This window comes from Pseudomonas sp. BN102 (assembly GCF_029871245.1).
Classification (GTDB): domain Bacteria; phylum Pseudomonadota; class Gammaproteobacteria; order Pseudomonadales; family Pseudomonadaceae; genus Metapseudomonas.
The window spans coordinates 79,963-96,113 of the sequence record NZ_SSON01000039.1; the positions used below are offsets into that span (position 1 = coordinate 79,963).

At 67.0% G+C, this 16,151-nt stretch carries 11 protein-coding genes, 1 pseudogene and 1 riboswitch; of the genes and pseudogenes, 7 read left to right on the plus strand and 5 right to left on the minus strand.

All coding sequences use genetic code 11. The annotated features are described in order from the left end of the window. Positions 1 to 66 precede the first annotated feature (66 nt). Positions 67 to 258: riboswitch (cobalamin riboswitch) on the plus strand. An 86-nt stretch (positions 259 to 344) separates the two neighbouring features. The 7 genes from cobG (at position 345) to E8F12_RS07370 (ending at position 9,109) form a co-directional block, all read left to right on the plus strand. Continuing rightward, positions 345 to 1,661: a precorrin-3B synthase gene (gene cobG, locus E8F12_RS07340; protein ID WP_280324609.1), complete on the plus strand. Its 1,317-nt coding sequence runs from the start codon at positions 345 to 347 to the stop codon at positions 1,659 to 1,661. Then, positions 1,658 to 2,284 (plus strand): precorrin-8X methylmutase, encoded by a 627-nt coding sequence (locus E8F12_RS07345; protein ID WP_280324610.1) that lies wholly within the window; start codon positions 1,658 to 1,660, stop codon positions 2,282 to 2,284. The genes cobG and E8F12_RS07345 overlap by 4 nt, the downstream gene beginning before the upstream one ends. Continuing rightward, complete coding sequence (locus E8F12_RS07350) at positions 2,281 to 3,033, plus strand: precorrin-2 C(20)-methyltransferase (protein WP_280324612.1); 753 nt, start codon at positions 2,281 to 2,283, stop codon at positions 3,031 to 3,033. Before E8F12_RS07345 ends, E8F12_RS07350 begins: the two co-directional genes overlap by 4 nt. A gap of 90 nt (positions 3,034 to 3,123) precedes the next feature. Beyond that, positions 3,124 to 4,773 (plus strand): precorrin-3B C(17)-methyltransferase, encoded by a 1,650-nt coding sequence (gene cobJ / locus E8F12_RS07355; protein ID WP_280324613.1) that lies wholly within the window; start codon positions 3,124 to 3,126, stop codon positions 4,771 to 4,773. A gap of 222 nt (positions 4,774 to 4,995) precedes the next feature. Beyond that, positions 4,996 to 5,496: a sigma-70 family RNA polymerase sigma factor gene (locus E8F12_RS07360; RefSeq protein WP_280324614.1), complete on the plus strand. Its 501-nt coding sequence runs from the start codon at positions 4,996 to 4,998 to the stop codon at positions 5,494 to 5,496. Further along, a complete protein-coding gene (locus E8F12_RS07365; protein ID WP_280324615.1) occupies positions 5,493 to 6,458 on the plus strand; it encodes a FecR family protein in 966 nt (321 codons plus the stop codon). The genes E8F12_RS07360 and E8F12_RS07365 overlap by 4 nt, the downstream gene beginning before the upstream one ends. Positions 6,459 to 6,694: 236 nt before the next feature. Beyond that, a complete protein-coding gene (locus tag E8F12_RS07370) occupies positions 6,695 to 9,109 on the plus strand; it encodes a TonB-dependent siderophore receptor (RefSeq protein ID WP_280324616.1) in 2,415 nt (804 codons plus the stop codon). 234 nt (positions 9,110 to 9,343) lie between these two features. Here E8F12_RS07370 and E8F12_RS07375 read toward each other — a convergent pair whose 3' ends face one another. The 5 genes and pseudogenes from E8F12_RS07375 to E8F12_RS07395 all read right to left on the minus strand — a co-directional run bounded on the left by E8F12_RS07375 (position 9,344) and on the right by E8F12_RS07395 (position 16,122). Next, a complete protein-coding gene (locus E8F12_RS07375; RefSeq protein WP_280324617.1) occupies positions 9,344 to 10,282 on the minus strand; it encodes a 2-hydroxyacid dehydrogenase in 939 nt (312 codons plus the stop codon). Between the two features lie 28 nt (positions 10,283 to 10,310). Continuing rightward, on the minus strand, positions 10,311 to 11,867 hold the full coding sequence (gene garD, locus E8F12_RS07380) for a galactarate dehydratase (protein ID WP_280324618.1): 1,557 nt from the start codon (positions 11,865 to 11,867) through the stop codon (positions 10,311 to 10,313). Between the two features lie 157 nt (positions 11,868 to 12,024). Further along, positions 12,025 to 13,368 (minus strand): glucarate dehydratase, encoded by a 1,344-nt coding sequence (gudD, locus tag E8F12_RS07385; protein ID WP_280324619.1) that lies wholly within the window; start codon positions 13,366 to 13,368, stop codon positions 12,025 to 12,027. A gap of 19 nt (positions 13,369 to 13,387) precedes the next feature. Next, positions 13,388 to 14,764: pseudogene (locus E8F12_RS07390) on the minus strand (MFS transporter); the annotation flags it as partial. An 86-nt stretch (positions 14,765 to 14,850) separates the two neighbouring features. Then, on the minus strand, positions 14,851 to 16,122 hold the full coding sequence (locus E8F12_RS07395; RefSeq protein WP_280324621.1) for a glucarate dehydratase family protein: 1,272 nt from the start codon (positions 16,120 to 16,122) through the stop codon (positions 14,851 to 14,853). Positions 16,123 to 16,151 lie beyond the last annotated feature (29 nt).

Sequence of the window (16,151 nt, forward strand, 5' to 3'; positions counted from 1 at the left end):
TCCGAAAACGCCAGGGCCGTTCGGCTTCCGACAGGCAGCCTTTTCATAGGTCCGGGCAAAGCGGGCATAATAGCGCCCTTCATCGGTCGCTGGCGCTCACCTGACAAGCTCCAGCCTAAGAGGGAACACGGTCGAGCCGTGGCTGCCCCCGCAACTGTAAGCAGCGAGTCCATGCATTCGGGTCACTGGGAAACCGGGAAGGCCGCAGTGGATGATGACCTGCCAGCCAGGAGACCTGCCGGTGAGACCAGTCGCGTGTGTACGCATCGAGCGGGGTGTATCGGTGCAACGTTATCCCTGACATGGGGAAACCGGGTCGCCGCGACGCCAACCATGGTGACCAGGTGAAGCACACCCGCCCCACAGATTTGTCCGTTCGCCCCTCGGCCTGCCCCGGGCTGCTGCGCATCGTCCAGGCGAAGGATGGCGGCATCTGCCGCATCAAACTGCCCTGCGGCCGCTTGAGCGCCGTCCAGGCCCGCGCCGTGGCGGCCGCCGCGAGCGTCCATGCCAGTGGCCTGATCGAGGCCACCAACCGTTCCAACCTGCAGGTTCGCGGCGTCCGCGCCGGCGCCGAACTGGCGTTGATCGAGGCTCTGCTGGCTGCTGGCCTGGGTGCGGATACCCCCAGCGCCGACGATGTACGCAACCTGATGGTCAGCCCTCTCGCCGGCCTCGATCCGAGCGCCCTTGTGGATATCTCGCCGCTGGCCGAGCAACTGCTCGCCCTGCTGCAAGGCAAGCCGCACCTGCATGCCCTGTCGCCCAAGTTCGCCCTGCTGCTGGACGGCGGCGAAGCCATGGCGATGCTGGACCACCCCCACGACATCTGGCTGGCCGCCATGGGCCGGAGCGAAGACGCGCTGTTCGCCTTCGGCCTGGCCGGCTGCCCGCCCCAGGCGAAGGACGACGCGCCCGCCCTGGCCGCCGTGCGCCGCGCCCAGGTGCCGGCGCTGGTGGAAGCTTTGCTGGACCTCTTCCTCGAACTGGCGACCCCGGAGCAGACGCGCATGCGCCACCTGCTCGCCAATTATCCGGAAGGCGACCTGCTGCTGCGCCTGCAGCAACGACTTGCCCTGCCCCTGTTGCCAGCCGGCGAGTGGCGCCGCGCCGCCCCGCGGCCCTTCGCGCACCTGGGCATTTGCGACGGCCGCCATGTCGGCGGCGCGCCCGCCCTGGGCCGGCTGGACTCGACGCAGCTCTCGGCTCTCGCCGAACTGGCCGACACCTACGGCGACGGCAGCCTGCGCCTGACGCCATGGCAATCCGTGCTACTGCCGAATACCGGGGATGCCGCAGCCTGCCTGGGCGCCATGCAGGCGCTTGGCCTGAGCACCGACGCGCGCGAACCACTGGCACGACTGATCGCCTGTACCGGCTCGGCCGGCTGCGCCAAGGGCCTGGCCGATACCAAGGCCGATGCACTGGCGCTGGTTCCGCTGCTGCCAGCGGGAGCGGTGGCGCACCTCAGCGGCTGCCCGCGCTCCTGCGCCGCCGCCCATGTGGCGCCGCTGACCCTGCTGGCCGCGGGCCCCGGCCGCTACGACCTCTACCAGCGCGGTGGCGCCGGCTTCGGCCGGTTGCTGGCGCGCGACCTCAGCATCCAAGAGGCCGGCGAACGCCTGGCCGCCTCTCCTGACACCTGGAGTTCCACCCCATGATCGAGTACATCCGCGATGGTCAGGAGATCTATCGCAACTCCTTTTCCATCATCCGCGCCGAAGCCAACCTCGCCGGCATTCCCGCCGACCTGGAGAAACTCGCGGTGCGGGTGATCCACGCCTGCGGCATGGTCGATGTGGTCGACGAGCTGCGCTTCTCCCCCGGCGCCGGTGACGCCGGTCGCGCCGCCCTGGCCGCCGGCGCGCCGATCCTCTGCGATGCGCGAATGGTGGCCGAAGGCATCACCCGCGCACGCCTGCCGGCGGACAACCCGGTCATCTGCACCCTGAATGACCCCGGCGTGCCGGAGCTGGCCCGCGAACTGGGCAACACCCGCTCGGCGGTCGCCCTGGAGCATTGGCGCGAACACCTGGACGGCAGCGTCGTGGTGATCGGCAACGCCCCCACCGCGCTCTTCTACCTGCTGGAAATGCTCGATGCGGGCGCGCCGAAGCCGGCGCTGATCCTCGGCTTCCCGGTGGGCTTCGTCGGCGCGGCGGAATCCAAGGAAATGCTCGCCGCCGACAGCCGCGGCGTGCCCTACGTGATAGTGCGCGGCCGTCGCGGCGGCAGCGCCATGGCGGCGGCGGCGGTCAATGCCCTCGCCACGGAGGAGGAATGATGAGTTCCGGCAAAGGACGGCTGATCGGCCTGGGCGTCGGCCCCGGCGACCCGGAACTGATCACGGTCAAGGCCCTGCGCCTGCTGCAAGCCTCGCCCGTGGTCGGCTACTTCGTGGCCAAGGCGAAGGCCAGCCAGGGCCAGGGCGGCAACGCCTTCGGCATCATCGAACAGCACCTGACGGAGTCCCAGCAGCGCATGCCGCTGGTCTATCCGGTAACCACCGAGAAACTGGAGCCGCCGCTGTCCTACGAGACCGTGATCAGCGACTTCTACGACACTGCCGCCGAACAGGTGGCCCGGCACCTGGAAGCCGGCCGCGACGTGGCGGTGATCTGCGAAGGCGACCCTTTCTTCTACGGCTCCTACATGTATCTGCACGACCGCCTTTCCAGCCGCTACGAGGTGGAAGTGGTGCCGGGCGTCTGCTCCATGCTGGGCAGCGCGGCAGTGCTCGGCGTGCCGCTGGTGTACCGCAACCAGAGCCTCTCGGTGCTCTCCGGCGTGCTGCCCGAGGATGAACTGAAGGACCGCCTGCGCGACGCCGAAGCCGCTGTGGTGATGAAGCTCGGCCGCAATTTCGACAAGGTGCGCCGGGTGCTCCAGGAGCTCGGCATCGCCGGTCGCGCCCACTATGTGGAGCGCGCCACCATGGCCAACCAACGCATCGTGCCGCTGGACGAGGTGGACCCCATGGCCTCGCCCTATTTCTCGATGATCGTCATCCCCGGCGAGAAGTGGAGGGGTTGATGCTGCGTGAGATGTCCCTGTTCGTAGGGTGCGCCGTGCGCACCAATGGCTCCCGGTGCGCACGGCGCACCCTACCTGTGGAACTCGACCATGCATAACCCACCGGCCATCGTCCTGCTCGGCAATGGCGGCCTGGCCACGGCCCGGCGCATCCAGGCGCTTTATCCACAGGCGCGTATCCTGGGCCTGGAGCAACGGGTGGAAGGCGCCGACCAGAGCTACGCCGAATTCGGCGAGACCTTGCGCAGCCTCTACCGCAGCGATACCCCGATCATCGCCCTGTGCGCCGCCGGCATCGTCATCCGCACCCTGGCGCCGCTACTGGCGAGCAAGGGCGCGGAGCCGCCCGTACTGGCGCTGGCCGAAGACGGCAGCGCCGTGGTGCCGCTGCTCGGCGGCCTCGGTGGGGTGAACCGCATGGCGCGGGAAATCGCTTCCGCGCTGGAGGTGGCGCCGGCCATCACTACCAGCGGCGAACTGCGCTTCGGTACCTGCCTGCTGGACCCGCCAGCGGGCTACGCCCTCGCCGATATCGAACAGGGCAAGCGCTTCGTCTCCGACCTGCTGGGCGGTGAGGCGGTGCGGGTACAGGGCGAAGCGCCCTGGCTGGACGAGGTCCCCCTGCCCTTGGCAAACGAGGCGCAACGGGTTATCCGCATCACCGCCGAGGCTCGTCCGGCGGGGCGTCACGAATTGCTGATCCATCCGCGCGTCGCCGTGGCACGAATCGATGGAGCAGCGAATGCTGAGGCTGTACGTCAGGCCTTGGTCGACGCCGGGCTGGCGCCTTTGTCCCTAGCCTGCCTGCTGGCGGATCGCGACCGGATGATCGACGGCGACCTGGCAGCGACCGCCGCCGAGCTTGGCGTGCCTCTGCGATTCGTCACCGACGAAGCTGAGCTGCCGCCGCTGCACCAGCACGGCGACGGTATTCGTCTTTACCTGGCGAACGCACCGCTGGACCCGGCCCTGATCGGCCAGCCGCGCGGCCGCCTGACCGTGGTCGGCCTCGGCCCCGGCGCCGCCGAGTTCATGGTGCCGGCCGCGCGCCAGGCCCTTGACGAGGCCGAGGACCTGCTCGGCTACGAAACCTATATCCGCATGGCCGGCCCGCTGCGCCCCGATCAGGTAGCGCACTGCACCGACAACCGCGAGGAGCTGCAACGGGCCCGCCATGCCTTCGAACTGGCGGCCAGCGGGCGCCGCGTCGTGGTGGTGTCCTCCGGCGACCCGGGTGTGTTCGCCATGGCCGCCGCCGTACTGGAAGCCCTGGACGAATCCCGCGACGCGGACTGGCTGCGCGTCGAACTGCAGGTTTTCCCCGGCGTCTCCGCCGCCCTCGCCACCGCTGCCAAGGCCGGCGCACCGCTGGGCCATGACTTTTGCCTGCTGTCGCTGTCGGACAACCTCAAGCCCTGGGAAGTGATCGAGCAGCGCCTCGACCACGCCGCCGCCGCCGACCTGGCCATGGCCTTCTACAACCCCATTTCCCGGGCACGCCCCTGGCAACTGGGTCGCGCCCTGGAAATCGTCGCCCGCCATCGCGCGCCGGAAACAGTGGTGGTGCTGGGCCGCGATATCGGCCGCCCGGCGGAGAAGCTGACCCTCACCAGCCTCGGCGAACTGCGCCCGAAGCAGGTGGACATGCGCACCCTGGTGATCATCGGCTCGTCCCTGACCCGCCGCGTGCCAAGGGCCGATGGCGAGGACTGGGTGTACACACCGCGCTGGTATCGCTAGCGATGGTGCTTGCGTAGGGTGGACCACGCTTCACCGGTCCACCGTTCGAGGTTCCGCCAGGCTCCGTTGGTGGATGTGGAAGGCGACATCCACCTTACGGGTCCCGCAAGAGAATTCCGACGACTGTATCGGACCTGGCACACAACCAAGGTTGCAAAAGCCTTGTCGCGCCATGAAAATGCGACTAATTTTCATTTGTTATCGCATCTTGCGGTGGCCCTCATGTCTTTTCCCCACCTCACCGTCCAGGCGCTGTACAGCGAGCATCACGGCTGGCTGAAGAACTGGCTGCGCAGCAAGCTGGGCAATGCGGCCGATGCCGCCGACCTGGCCCAGGACACCTTCCTGCGCCTGCTCGGCAGAAGCGACAGCCTCGACCTGCGCGCCCCGCGCGCCTTCCTGCGTACCGTGGCCCGTGGCCTGGTGATCGACCACTGGCGCCGCGAGGAGCTGGAGCGTGCCTACCTGGAAGCCCTGGCCCAGCTGCCCGAGGCCGAGGCGCCCTCGCCCGAGTCGCGCGAGCTGATCCTCGAAGTGCTGGAGCGCATCGCGCTGATGCTCGACCGCCTCAAGCCCAAGGCCCGTACCGCCTTCCTGCTGGCCCAGTGCGAAGGCCTGACCCACAAGGAAGTCGCCGCGCAGATGGGCATTTCCCTGCGCTCGGTGGAGCGCTACGTAGCCGACGCCCTCTACCAGTGCTACCTGCTGCGGTTCGCCGAATGAGCGCCCAGGGCAAAACCGCAGCTCCCGACGAGCAGGTGGTGCGCCAGGCCATTCACTGGATGTTGCGCCTGCGCGGTAACGGCGATGCCGAGCTGTATGGAGCCTGCGAGCACTGGCGCGGACTCAGCGCCGACCACGAACTGGCCTGGCAACGGGTGCAGCAACTCGACCGCGAACTGGGCCAGGGCCTCAAGGCCCTACCCGGCTCCGGCCTGGTACTCGACAACGCCAGCCAGCGGCTGCGCCGGCGCCAGGCGCTCAAGCTCCTGTCCGGCATTGCCGTGGGCGGCACCGCGCTCTGGCTGACCCGCGACATCGCCCCCTGGGAGCGCCTGACCGCTGACCTGACCACCGCCACCGGCGAGCGCCGCAGCCTGGACCTGGCCGATGGCACTCGCCTGCAACTGAACACCGACTCGGCGGTGGATATCCGCTTCGGTGCGCAGCAGCGGCTGCTCGACCTGCGGAGGGGGGAAATCCTGGTCAGCGGCCCGGCCCAGGGCCTGCCCCTGCGTGTGCGCACCGACCACGGCCTGCTGGAGGCCCGGGGCTCGCGCTTCGTGCTGCGCCAGGGCAAGGCAGCCTCGCGCGTCAGCGTGCTGCAAGGCAGCGTGGCGCTGAAGCCGGCAATCGGCCTTTCTCGACAGGTAGCGGAGGCCGGGCAGAGCTTCGACATCACCCGCGAGGGCATCCTGCCGGTACCGCGCCTGGACATGGAAGCCGGCGCCTGGACCGAGGGCCTGATCGTCACCCGCGACATGCGCCTGACGGACTTCCTCGCCGAAGTCTCGCGCTATCGCAACGGCCGCCTGGCCTGCGCCGAAAGCATCCGGGACCTGCGCCTGTCCGGGGTGTTCCGCCTCGACGATACCGACAAGCTGCTGGTCCTGCTGCCGCGCACCCTGCCCGTGCAACTGGACTACCGCACGCGGTGGTGGGTGACGGTGGAGGCGCGGGCTTGAGCAAACACTCGTCGCTTTTCTGTGGGGGCGAATTCATTCGCTATGCAGGCCGCAGGCCTGCTGTTGGGCACTTCCAAGGGGGCAGCTGCGCTGCCCATTGCGATTGAAATCGCCCCCACAGGTTTCGAGCCGCTACACCGGTTCGAATGGCATCCAAAATTTTTTGGCGGGTTTTCCGGGGAAGGCCGGCAATGGGAATAACTCCCATTAACCACTGCAACTTTCTCGGACACCCCATGACCGCACCACGCGCTTCCCGCCTCGCCCTTGCCATTCGTGGCGCCCTGCTGTCCGCAGTGCTGGCCGCCCCACTGCTGCCCGCCGGCGCCATCGCCGAAGAAGCGGCGGCTGTCGCCAGCCGCAGCTACGCCATCCCCGCCGGGGCCCTGGACGTGGCGCTGAACCGCTTCGCTCGCGAGGCCGGCATCAACCTCTCCGCCACTCCGGCGCAGACCCGCGGCCTGAGCACCCAGGGCCTGAACGGCAGCTACTCGGTGGAAGCCGGCCTGGCCCTGCTCCTCGGCGGCACCCCGCTGCAAGCGGAGAACCTCGGCGACGGCAGCTTCGTGCTGCGCGAAGTGCCCGCCGGCAGCACGCTGGAAGTACCCAGCACCCAGGTCTTCGCCCTGGGCAACGCGCTGGGCAGCGAGGACGGCTACCTGGCCACCCACAGCCAAATCGCCACCAAGACCAGCAAGTCGCTGATGGAAACCTCCCAGAGCGTCTCGGTGATCACCCGCGAGCAGATCGACGACCAGGGTTCGAAGACCGTGCAGCAGTCCATGCGCTACACCCCCGGCATCTTCACCGGCCAAGTGGGCGCCTCGAACCGCTACGACTATGTGGTGATGCGCGGCTTCGCCGACAACAGCGTGGACAACATCTACCTCGACGGCCTGAAGACCATGGGTGATAGCGGCACCTTCAGCTCGATGCAGGTCGATCCCTACTTCCTCGAGCGCATCGACGTGCTCAAGGGACCGTCCTCGGTGCTCTACGGCCGCAGCTTGCCCGGCGGCCTGGTGGCGCTGACCAGCAAGAAGCCGCTCTACGAGGACTACCACCAGGTCCAGGCCATGCTGGGCAACATGAACCAGAAGGGCGTGGGCTTCGACTTCAGCGGTCCGCTGGATGACGAGAAGCGCATCGCCTACCGCCTGGTCGGCCTCGGCAAGGGCGGCGACACCCAGTTCGATCACACCAAGGACGAGCGCTACGCCATCGCCCCGACCCTGGCCATCGATTTCAGCGAAGACACCACCCTGACCCTGCAGGGCTACCTGCAGCACGACCCCAACGGCGGCTACCACAGCGGCGTGCCGGCCGACGGCAGCCTGTTCCAGCACAACGGCCGACGCATCGACCGCGAGTTCTTCGACGGCGAACCCGGCCTGGATGATTTCGACCGCACCCAGCGCATGTTCGGCTACCAGCTGGAACACCGTTTCAACGAGGTCTGGAGCGCGCGGCAGAACTTCCGCTACCTGAGTTCCGACGTCGACCTGTCCCAGGTCTATGGCTACGGCTGGACCGCGCCGGACAGCAATGAGCTGAACCGCTACTTCACCGGCGCCAGCGAGGAGCTGGAGGCCTACATCATCGACAACATGGTGCAGGCCGAATTCGACTGGGGCAGTGCCCGCCACACCTTGCTCACCGGCCTCGACTACCAGCGCCGCAAGACCCACGTGGACTGGACCTCGGGCGTCTCCACGCCGCTCAACGCCTTCGACCCGGTGTACGGCAACGAAACCCTGACCTTCCTCTCCGAGGACAACCACACCCGTCGCCTGGAGCAGACCGGCCTGTACATGCAGGACCTGATCGACCTCGACCAGTGGCGCTTCTCCCTTGGCGTGCGCCAGGACTGGGTGGACGTCTCGGACGAGAACCGCACCACGGGCGGCAAAAGCGACGAGCAATGGAGCAAGTTCACCGGCCGCGCCGGCGTCCTCTACCTGTTCGACAACGGCATTGCGCCCTACATCAGCTACTCCGAGTCGTTCAACCCGAACGCCTATTCGGATGCCGCCGGCAAGGCGCTGGAGCCCACCGAGGGCAAGCAGTGGGAAGCGGGCCTGAAATTCCAGCCACAAGACAGCAACAGCATGTACACCGCCTCGGTGTTCCACATCACCCAGCAGAACGTCGCCTCCAAGCTGCCCCAGGACAACTTCTTCACCTCGGTCGGCGAAGTGCGCTCCCAGGGCATCGAGCTGGAAGCCCACACCCAGGTCAGCGAGAACTTCAAGGTCCTGGCCAGCTACACCTACACCGACATCACCTACGCCAAGTCGCTGGACGGCAACCAGGGCAACACCCCGAACCAGGCGCCCGAGCACATGGCCTCCATCTGGGGTGACTACGAGTTCAACGCCGGCGCCCTCGACGGCCTGCGCACCGGGCTCGGTGTGCGTTATGTCGGCAAGACCTGGGCAGACAAGGAGAACACCCTGCACGTGCCCTCCTACACCCTGGTCGACGCCCTCATCGGCTACGACCTCGGCAAGCTGGGCATGCCAGGCCTGGACCTCAGCCTGAACGCCAACAACCTGCTGGACGAGGACTATGTGGCGTCCTGCTACAGCCTGGACTTCTGCTACTTCGGCGAGAAGCGCAATGTGACGGCCACGCTGAGCTATCAGTTCTGACGGCCAATCCCGCGCAATACCCGGTGCGCACAGCGCACCCTACCGGGCACGATCTCCGCGTAGGGGGCACCGTGCGCACCAGATTTCCCGCCCACAAAAAAACGGCGCGCTCGTGGTGCGCCGTCACTGCCAATCCGCAGCTCAAATTCGTGGGGAGGAAACGAGGCGCCGCTTGTGGCGGCGCCTCGCATAGTGGGGTCGGCCGACGCGACCACCGCTATCGGATCGGGCGGGTCAGACCACCGGGGTCAGCACCTCGCCCTTGTCGAGGAAAGCCCGCAGGTTGGCGAACACCAGTTCCTCCATCTGCAGGCGGGTCTCTTCGGTGCCGCTGCCGATATGCGGCGCCAGCACCACGTTGTCCAGTGAAAGCAGGGCTTCGGGCACGCGTGGCTCGGCCTGGAACACGTCCAGTCCGGCACCGCCCAGGCGCCCTTCCATCAGTGCCGCCACCAGCGCCTGTTCGTCCACCACCGAACCACGGGCGACGTTAATCAGGATGCCCTCCGGCCCCAAGGCGTCGAGCACCGGTGCCGAAATCAGGTGATGAGTGGCCGCGCCGCCCGGGCAGGTCAGCACCAGGAAATCGGCCCAGCGCGCCAGCGCCAGCAGGCCCGGCTCGAAGCGGTATGAGCTGTCCGCATCCGGACGGCGGTTGTGGTAGCGCACCTGCATGTCAAAACCACTGGCTCGGCGCGCCACGTCCTTGCCGATACGGCCGAGACCGACGATGCCCAGGCGCTTGCCGCTGACCTTGCGCGCCAGCGGGAAGTGACCGGCCGGCCAGAGGCTGGCGCGGACGAAGCGGTCCGCCGCACTAATGCGCCGCGCACTGTCGATCAACAGGCCCATGGCCAGGTCGGCGACGCAGTCGTTGAGCACATCCGGGGTGTAGCTGACCTGGATGCCACGCTGGCGCGCTTCGTCCACGGGGATGGCGTCGTAACCGACGCCGAAGCTGCAGATGGCGCGGACAATGGGCATCCGCTGGAGCATCGCGGCGGAGCAGCCGAAGCGCGCCGAGGTGACTACCACCTCGAACGCTGCGCCATGCTCATCGAGGAAGGCCAGGGCATCGCTCTGCTTCCATAGTTGCTGCACGTCGTACTCGCTGGCCAGGCGCTGGTTGAAGCGCTCAGTCAACGGGCCGACATGAAGAATCCTGGGTTCCATCCGGCGTCTCCAGTTCGCTACGGGTGATTCAAGTTACCGGAGCGGGGTTAAACAGGGTCAGGTCGTTGTGCAGCCGGTGCACTTCGGCCCAGGTGCGTTTCCTGCCGCTTGCCACGTCCAGGTAGTACTGGAACAGCTCCCAGCCCAGTTCCTCCAGCGAGATGCGCCCCGAGGTGATGCGCCCGGCATCGACATCGATCAGGTCAGGCCAGCGCTCGGCCAGCTGGGTGCGGGTGGAGACCTTGACCACCGGCACCATGGCCAGGCCGTAGGGCGTGCCGCGGCCGGTGGTGAAGACATGGAGGTTCATGCCCGCCGCCAGTTGCAGGGTGCCGCAGATGAAATCGCTGGCCGGGGTGGCGCAAAACTGCAGGCCCTTGCCGCGCACGCGCTCACCGGGGGCGACCACACCGTTGATGGCGCTGTTGCCCGACTTGGCGATGGAGCCCATGGCCTTTTCGACGATGTTGTTCAGCCCGCCCTTCTTGTTGCCGGGGGTGGTGTTGGCGCTGCGGTCGGCCATGCCACGGGCCAGGTAGCGGTCGTACCAGTCCATCTCCCGCACCAGCGCGTGGGCCACCTCTGGCATCGCCGCGCGCGGGGTGAGCAGGTGGATGCCGTCGCGCACCTCGGTGTTCTCCGAGAACATCACGGTGGCACCGGTGCGCACCAACAGGTCGGCGGCCACGCCCAGGGCCGGGTTGGCGGTGACACCGGAGAAGGCATCGCTGCCGCCGCACTGCATGCCCAGCACCAGCTCTGAGGCCGGGCAGGTTTCCCGGCGGCGCTGGTCGAGCACCTTCAGGCGGTCCTCGATCATGCCCATGATCTGCTCGACCATGCCGGCAAAGCCGCTGGCCGAGTCCTGTAGGCGGAACAGCCAGGCTTCCTCGTCCTGGCCTGCGGTGAGTTCGTCACCCGGCATCAGTTGCTCGGCCTGGAGCTTCTCGCAACCGAGGCCGATCACCAGCGCCTGGCCGCCGAGGTTAGGGTTGCGTGCGATGTTGTGCAGGGTGCGGATCGGGATCACCGCGTCCGGCGCGTTGATGGCCACGCCGCAGCCGTAGCTGTGAGTCAGGGCGATCACATCGTCGACGTTGGGGTACTTGGGCAGGAGCTCCTTGCGTACCCGCTCCACGCAGTGGTCCAGCACACCGGTGACACACTGCACAGTGGTGGTCACGCCGAGGATATTGCGGGTGGCGACACTGCCGTCCGGATTGCGGAAGCCTTCGAAGGTGTAGCCCTCCAATGGCGCCATAGGCGACGGCACGGCGGTGGCCATGGGCAGTTGGTCCAGCCCCGGCGCCTCGGGAATGCTCAGCAGCTCTTCCCGCACCCAGCTGCCACGGGGAATGGCTCGCAGGGCATGGCCGATGACAGTGCCATAGCGCAGCACCGCGCCGCCGGCGGGAATGTCCACCAGGGTGACCTTGTGGCTCTGGGGAATGGCTTCACGGGTGACCAGGCCATCGGGGAACCGACCGCCTTCGGCCACGCCCTGTTCGTTGACGACGATCGCGACGTTGTCGTCCGGGTGCAGGCGTACGTGGCGCGGGGAGTCCTGGTGTTGGATCAACTGCATGGCTGACTCCGTTGTTGTTCTGTGGTTCGAACATCCACCATCGGGTTTGGTGGACATGAAGAGCGATGTCCACCCTACGGTTGGAATCAAGGCGCTGCGTAGGGTGGATCACGCTTCACCGATCCACCATCAGCGGTGGATCGGCACGTTTGTCGAGTCAACGCACCAGACAGGGCCGCTTGTTGTTGAAGGTCCAGTTCGGCACCAGGAACTGCATGGCGATGGCGTCGTCGCGCGCGCCCAGGCCCTTGGCCTTGTACAGTGCGTGGGCACGGGCCAGTTCATCCATGTCCAGCTCCACACCCAGCCCTGGCTTCTCCGGCACCTTGACCTTACCGCCATTGATGCGCAGCGGCTCCTTCGTCAGACGCTGGCCGTCCTGCCAGATCCAGTGGGTGTCGATGGCGGTGATCTTGCCCGGCGCCGCCGCGGCGACGTGGGTGAACATGGCCAGGGAAATGTCGAAGTGGTTGTTGGAGTGCGAGCCCCAGGTCAGGCCCCAGTCGTTGCACATCTGCGCGACGCGCACCGAACCCTGCATGGTCCAGAAATGCGGGTCGGCCAGGGGGATGTCCACCGACTGCAGGGAGATGGCGTGCCCCATCTGGCGCCAGTCGGTGGCGATCATGTTGGTGGCGGTGGGCAGGCCGGTGGCGCGGCGGAACTCGGCCATCACCTCGCGGCCGGAGTAACCGTTCTCGGCGCCGCAGGGGTCCTCCGCGTAGGCCAGCACCTGGTGCTGGTCACGGCACAGGGCGATGGCTTCCTTGAGGGACCAGGCGCCGTTGGGGTCGAGGGTGATGCGCGCCTCGGGGAAACGCTCGGCCAGCGCGGTTACCGCTTCGATTTCCGCTTCGCCCTGCAGCACGCCACCCTTGAGCTTGAAGTCGTTGAAGCCGTAGCGGGCATGGGCGGCCTCGGCCAGGCGCACCACCGCCTCGGGGGTCAGCGCCTCTTCGTTGCGCAGGCGGAACCAGGCATCATCGGCCTCGGCTTCGCTGCGGTAGTCCAGGTCGGTGCGGTTACGGTCACCGACATAGAACAGGTAGCCGAGCATCTCCACTTCGTCGCGCTGCTGGCCTTCGCCGAGCAGGGCCGCCACCGGCACGCCGAGGTGCTGGCCGAGCAGGTCGAGCAGGGCCGCTTCCAGGGCGGTAACGGCATGGATGGCGATGCGCAGGTCGAAGGTCTGCAGGCCGCGGCCGCCGGAATCGCGGTCGGCAAAGGCCTGTCGCACCTGGTTGAGCAGGCGCTGGTAGTGGCCGATGGACTGTCCCACCAGCAGGGTGCGGGCGTCTTCCAGGGTCTGGCGGATGGCTTCGCCGCCGGGCACTTCGCCCACGCCGACATGGCCGGCGTTGTCCTTCAGGATCACCACGTTACGGGTGAAGTACGGGCCGTGGGCGCCGCTGAGGTTGAGCAGCATGCTGTCCTGGCCCGCCACCGGCACCACGGTGAGCTCGGTGATGCGCGGGGTGCCGTTGTGTTGTTGCTGGGTCATTTCTCTGTCCTTCTGCGGATTAACGGGCTGGGCTGGCGGCGGGCTCTTCGCCGGCTGCCTTGGTTTCAGCCTCGGGCTTTACGCCCTTGAGCTCGATGCGCTTGATCTCGCCGACGATGAACAGGTAGCTGAAGGCGGCGAGGAAGGCGTTGATGCCGACGAACACCAGGGCCCATTTGAAGGAACCGGTGGCGGCGATGATGTAGCCGATGACGATGGGGGTGGTGATGGACGACAGGTTGCCGCAGGTGTTGAAGATGCCACCGGCCAGGCCGGCGATCTGCCGGGGCGCGGTATCCGACATCACCGCCCAGCCGAGGGCGCCGATGCCCTTGCCGAAGAAGGCCAGGGCCATGAAGCCCACCACCATCCAGTCGGCATCCACGTAGTTGCACAGGATCATGGTCATGGACAGCAGCATGCCGCAGACGATCGGGGTCTTGCGCGCCACGCTGAGGGAATGACCGCGACGCAGCAGCCAGTCGGACAGCACCCCGCCCAGCACACCGCCGATGAAGCCGCAGATGGCCGGCAGGGAGGCGATGATGCCCGCCTTGAGGATGGTCATGCCGCGCTCCTGCACCAGGTACACCGGGAACCAGGTGAGGAAGAAGTAGGTGAGCGCGTTGATGCAGAACTGGCCCAGGTAGATGCCGGCCATCATGCGGTTGCTCACCAATTGCCTGATGTGCTCCCACTTCGGCCCGTTGCCCGGCTGGCGACGGTTCTGGTCCATGTCCACCAGGGCGCCGTTGCTGGCGATGTGGTCGATTTCGGCCTGGTTGATCAGCGGGTGTTCCTTGGGGTTGTAGATGAACTTCAGCCAGACCCCGGAGAACAGGATGCCGATGGTGCCCATGACGATGAACACGTGCTCCCAGCCCAGGCTGTGGACGATCCAGCCCATCAGCGGGGCGAAGATCACCGTGGCGAAGTACTGCGCGGAGTTGAAAATGGCGGACGCGGTGCCGCGCTCGGCGGTGGGGAACCAGGCGGCGACGATGCGCGCGTTGCCCGGGAAGGACGGCGCCTCGGCGAAGCCCACCAGGAAGCGCAGCATGAACAGGGTCACCACCGACCAGGCGATCGGCACCACGTCGACGAAGCCCTGCAACAGGGTGAACACCGACCAGGTGAAGATACTGAGGGCGTAGACGCGCTTGGAGCCGAAGCGGTCGAGCAACCAGCCGCCCGGAATCTGGCCGAGCACGTAGGCCCAGCCGAAGGCGGAAAAGATGTAGCCGAGCATGACGGCGTCGATACCGAGCTCCTTCTGGATGGCGGAGCCGGCGATGGAAATGGTGGCGCGGTCGGCGTAGTTGATCGTGGTCACCAGGAACAGCATGAGCAGGATCAGGTAACGCACACGGGTTTGTTTCAGGACTTCGCCCATGGTTCTTCTCTCTGAATTGTTCTTGTCGAAGAGCTCGCGCGGGTTGCCGCGCGAGGGTTACATGTCATTCCGCAGGCAGCGGACAGTCTTCAGAACCTCGGCTTCCTGATCTTCCAGTCCGGGTCGTATTTGCGCATCTGCCGCGCGTCGTCGCGACTTCGGATGTCGATGGACAGGTACTGCTCATGAAGTTTGGCCAGCTGATCCTGGTCCAGTTCCACGCCCAGGCCCGGCGCGCGGGTGATGCTGACGCAGCCATTGCGGATCGGCAGCTTGCCGCCCTTGATGACCTCCTCGTCTTCCTCCTGCCAGGGGTAGTGGGTATCGCAGGCGTAAGAGAGGTTGGGCACGGCGGCGGCCACGTGGGTCATGGCCATCAGGCTGATGCCGAGGTGGGAATTGGAGTGCATGGAGACGCCCAGGCCGAAGGTGTCGCACATCCGCGCCAGCACTTGGGTGTCGCGCAGGCCACCCCAGTAGTGGTGGTCGGCGAGGACGATCTGCACGCTGTTCAGCGCGACGCTGCGGCGGAATTCGTCGAAATCGGTGACCACCATGTTGGTGGCCAGCGGCATCCCGGTGCGCTTGTGCAGTTCGGCCATGCCGTCCAGGCCGGGGGTGGGGTCTTCGTAGTACTGCAGGTCGTCGCCCAGCAGTTCGGCCATGCGCAAGGCGGTGTCCAGCGACCAGTTGCCGTTGGGGTCGATGCGCAGCGGATGGTTCGGGAAGGCCTTCTTCAACGCCTTGATGCAGGCGACTTCGTGTTCCGGCTCGAGGGCGCCGGCTTTCAGCTTGATGCTCTGGAATCCGTAGGCTTCGATCATCCGCGCGGCCTGGGCGACGATCTGCGCCTCGGAGAGGGCCTCGCCCCAGGAGTCCGGCGCGTAGGGCGCGTCGATGTGTTCGGCGTACTTGAAGAACAGGTAGGCGCTGAAGGGCACTTCGGTGCGCACGGCACCGCCCAGCAGGTCCACCAGGGGCATGTTCAGCGAGCGCGCCTGCAGGTCGAGGAAGGCGACCTCGAAGGCCGAATAGGCGTTGGTCACCTGCTTGCTGGGATGGGAGCCGGGGGCCAGTTCCGCACCCGTTTCTGCCGGGCCGAGGGCGGCAACCGTCTTGATGACACGGGTGCGCAGGCCATTGAGGTCGAAGGGGTCCAGACCGACCAGGCTGTCCTGCATGGCCTGCAGTACCGCCAGGACCGGGGCGTCGCCGTAGCTCTCGCCGAGGCCGATGAAACCGTTGTCGCTCTCGACTTCGATGATCGAGCGCAGCGCGAAGGGCTCGTGGATGCCGCTGGCATTGAGCAGCGGCGCATCGCGGAACGCGATGGGGGTGACTCTGACTCGTTTGATCTTCACGACCAACTCCTACCTGTGCTTGTTGTTGT

Bases quoted from the DNA above. Each gene is read 5' to 3' on its own strand.
- gudD (WP_280324619.1), bottom strand. From the start codon at position 13,368: ATGACCCAGCAACAACACAACGGCACCCCGCGCATCACCGAGCTCACC.
- E8F12_RS07365 (WP_280324615.1), top strand. From the start codon at position 5,493: ATGAGCGCCCAGGGCAAAACCGCAGCTCCCGACGAGCAGGTGGTGCGC.
- E8F12_RS07345 (WP_280324610.1), top strand. From the start codon at position 1,658: ATGATCGAGTACATCCGCGATGGTCAGGAGATCTATCGCAACTCCTTT.
- E8F12_RS07350 (WP_280324612.1), top strand. From the start codon at position 2,281: ATGATGAGTTCCGGCAAAGGACGGCTGATCGGCCTGGGCGTCGGCCCC.
- cobJ (WP_280324613.1), top strand. From the start codon at position 3,124: ATGCATAACCCACCGGCCATCGTCCTGCTCGGCAATGGCGGCCTGGCC.
- garD (WP_280324618.1), bottom strand. From the start codon at position 11,867: ATGCAGTTGATCCAACACCAGGACTCCCCGCGCCACGTACGCCTGCAC.
- E8F12_RS07370 (WP_280324616.1), top strand. From the start codon at position 6,695: ATGACCGCACCACGCGCTTCCCGCCTCGCCCTTGCCATTCGTGGCGCC.
- E8F12_RS07375 (WP_280324617.1), bottom strand. From the start codon at position 10,282: ATGGAACCCAGGATTCTTCATGTCGGCCCGTTGACTGAGCGCTTCAAC.
- E8F12_RS07360 (WP_280324614.1), top strand. From the start codon at position 4,996: ATGTCTTTTCCCCACCTCACCGTCCAGGCGCTGTACAGCGAGCATCAC.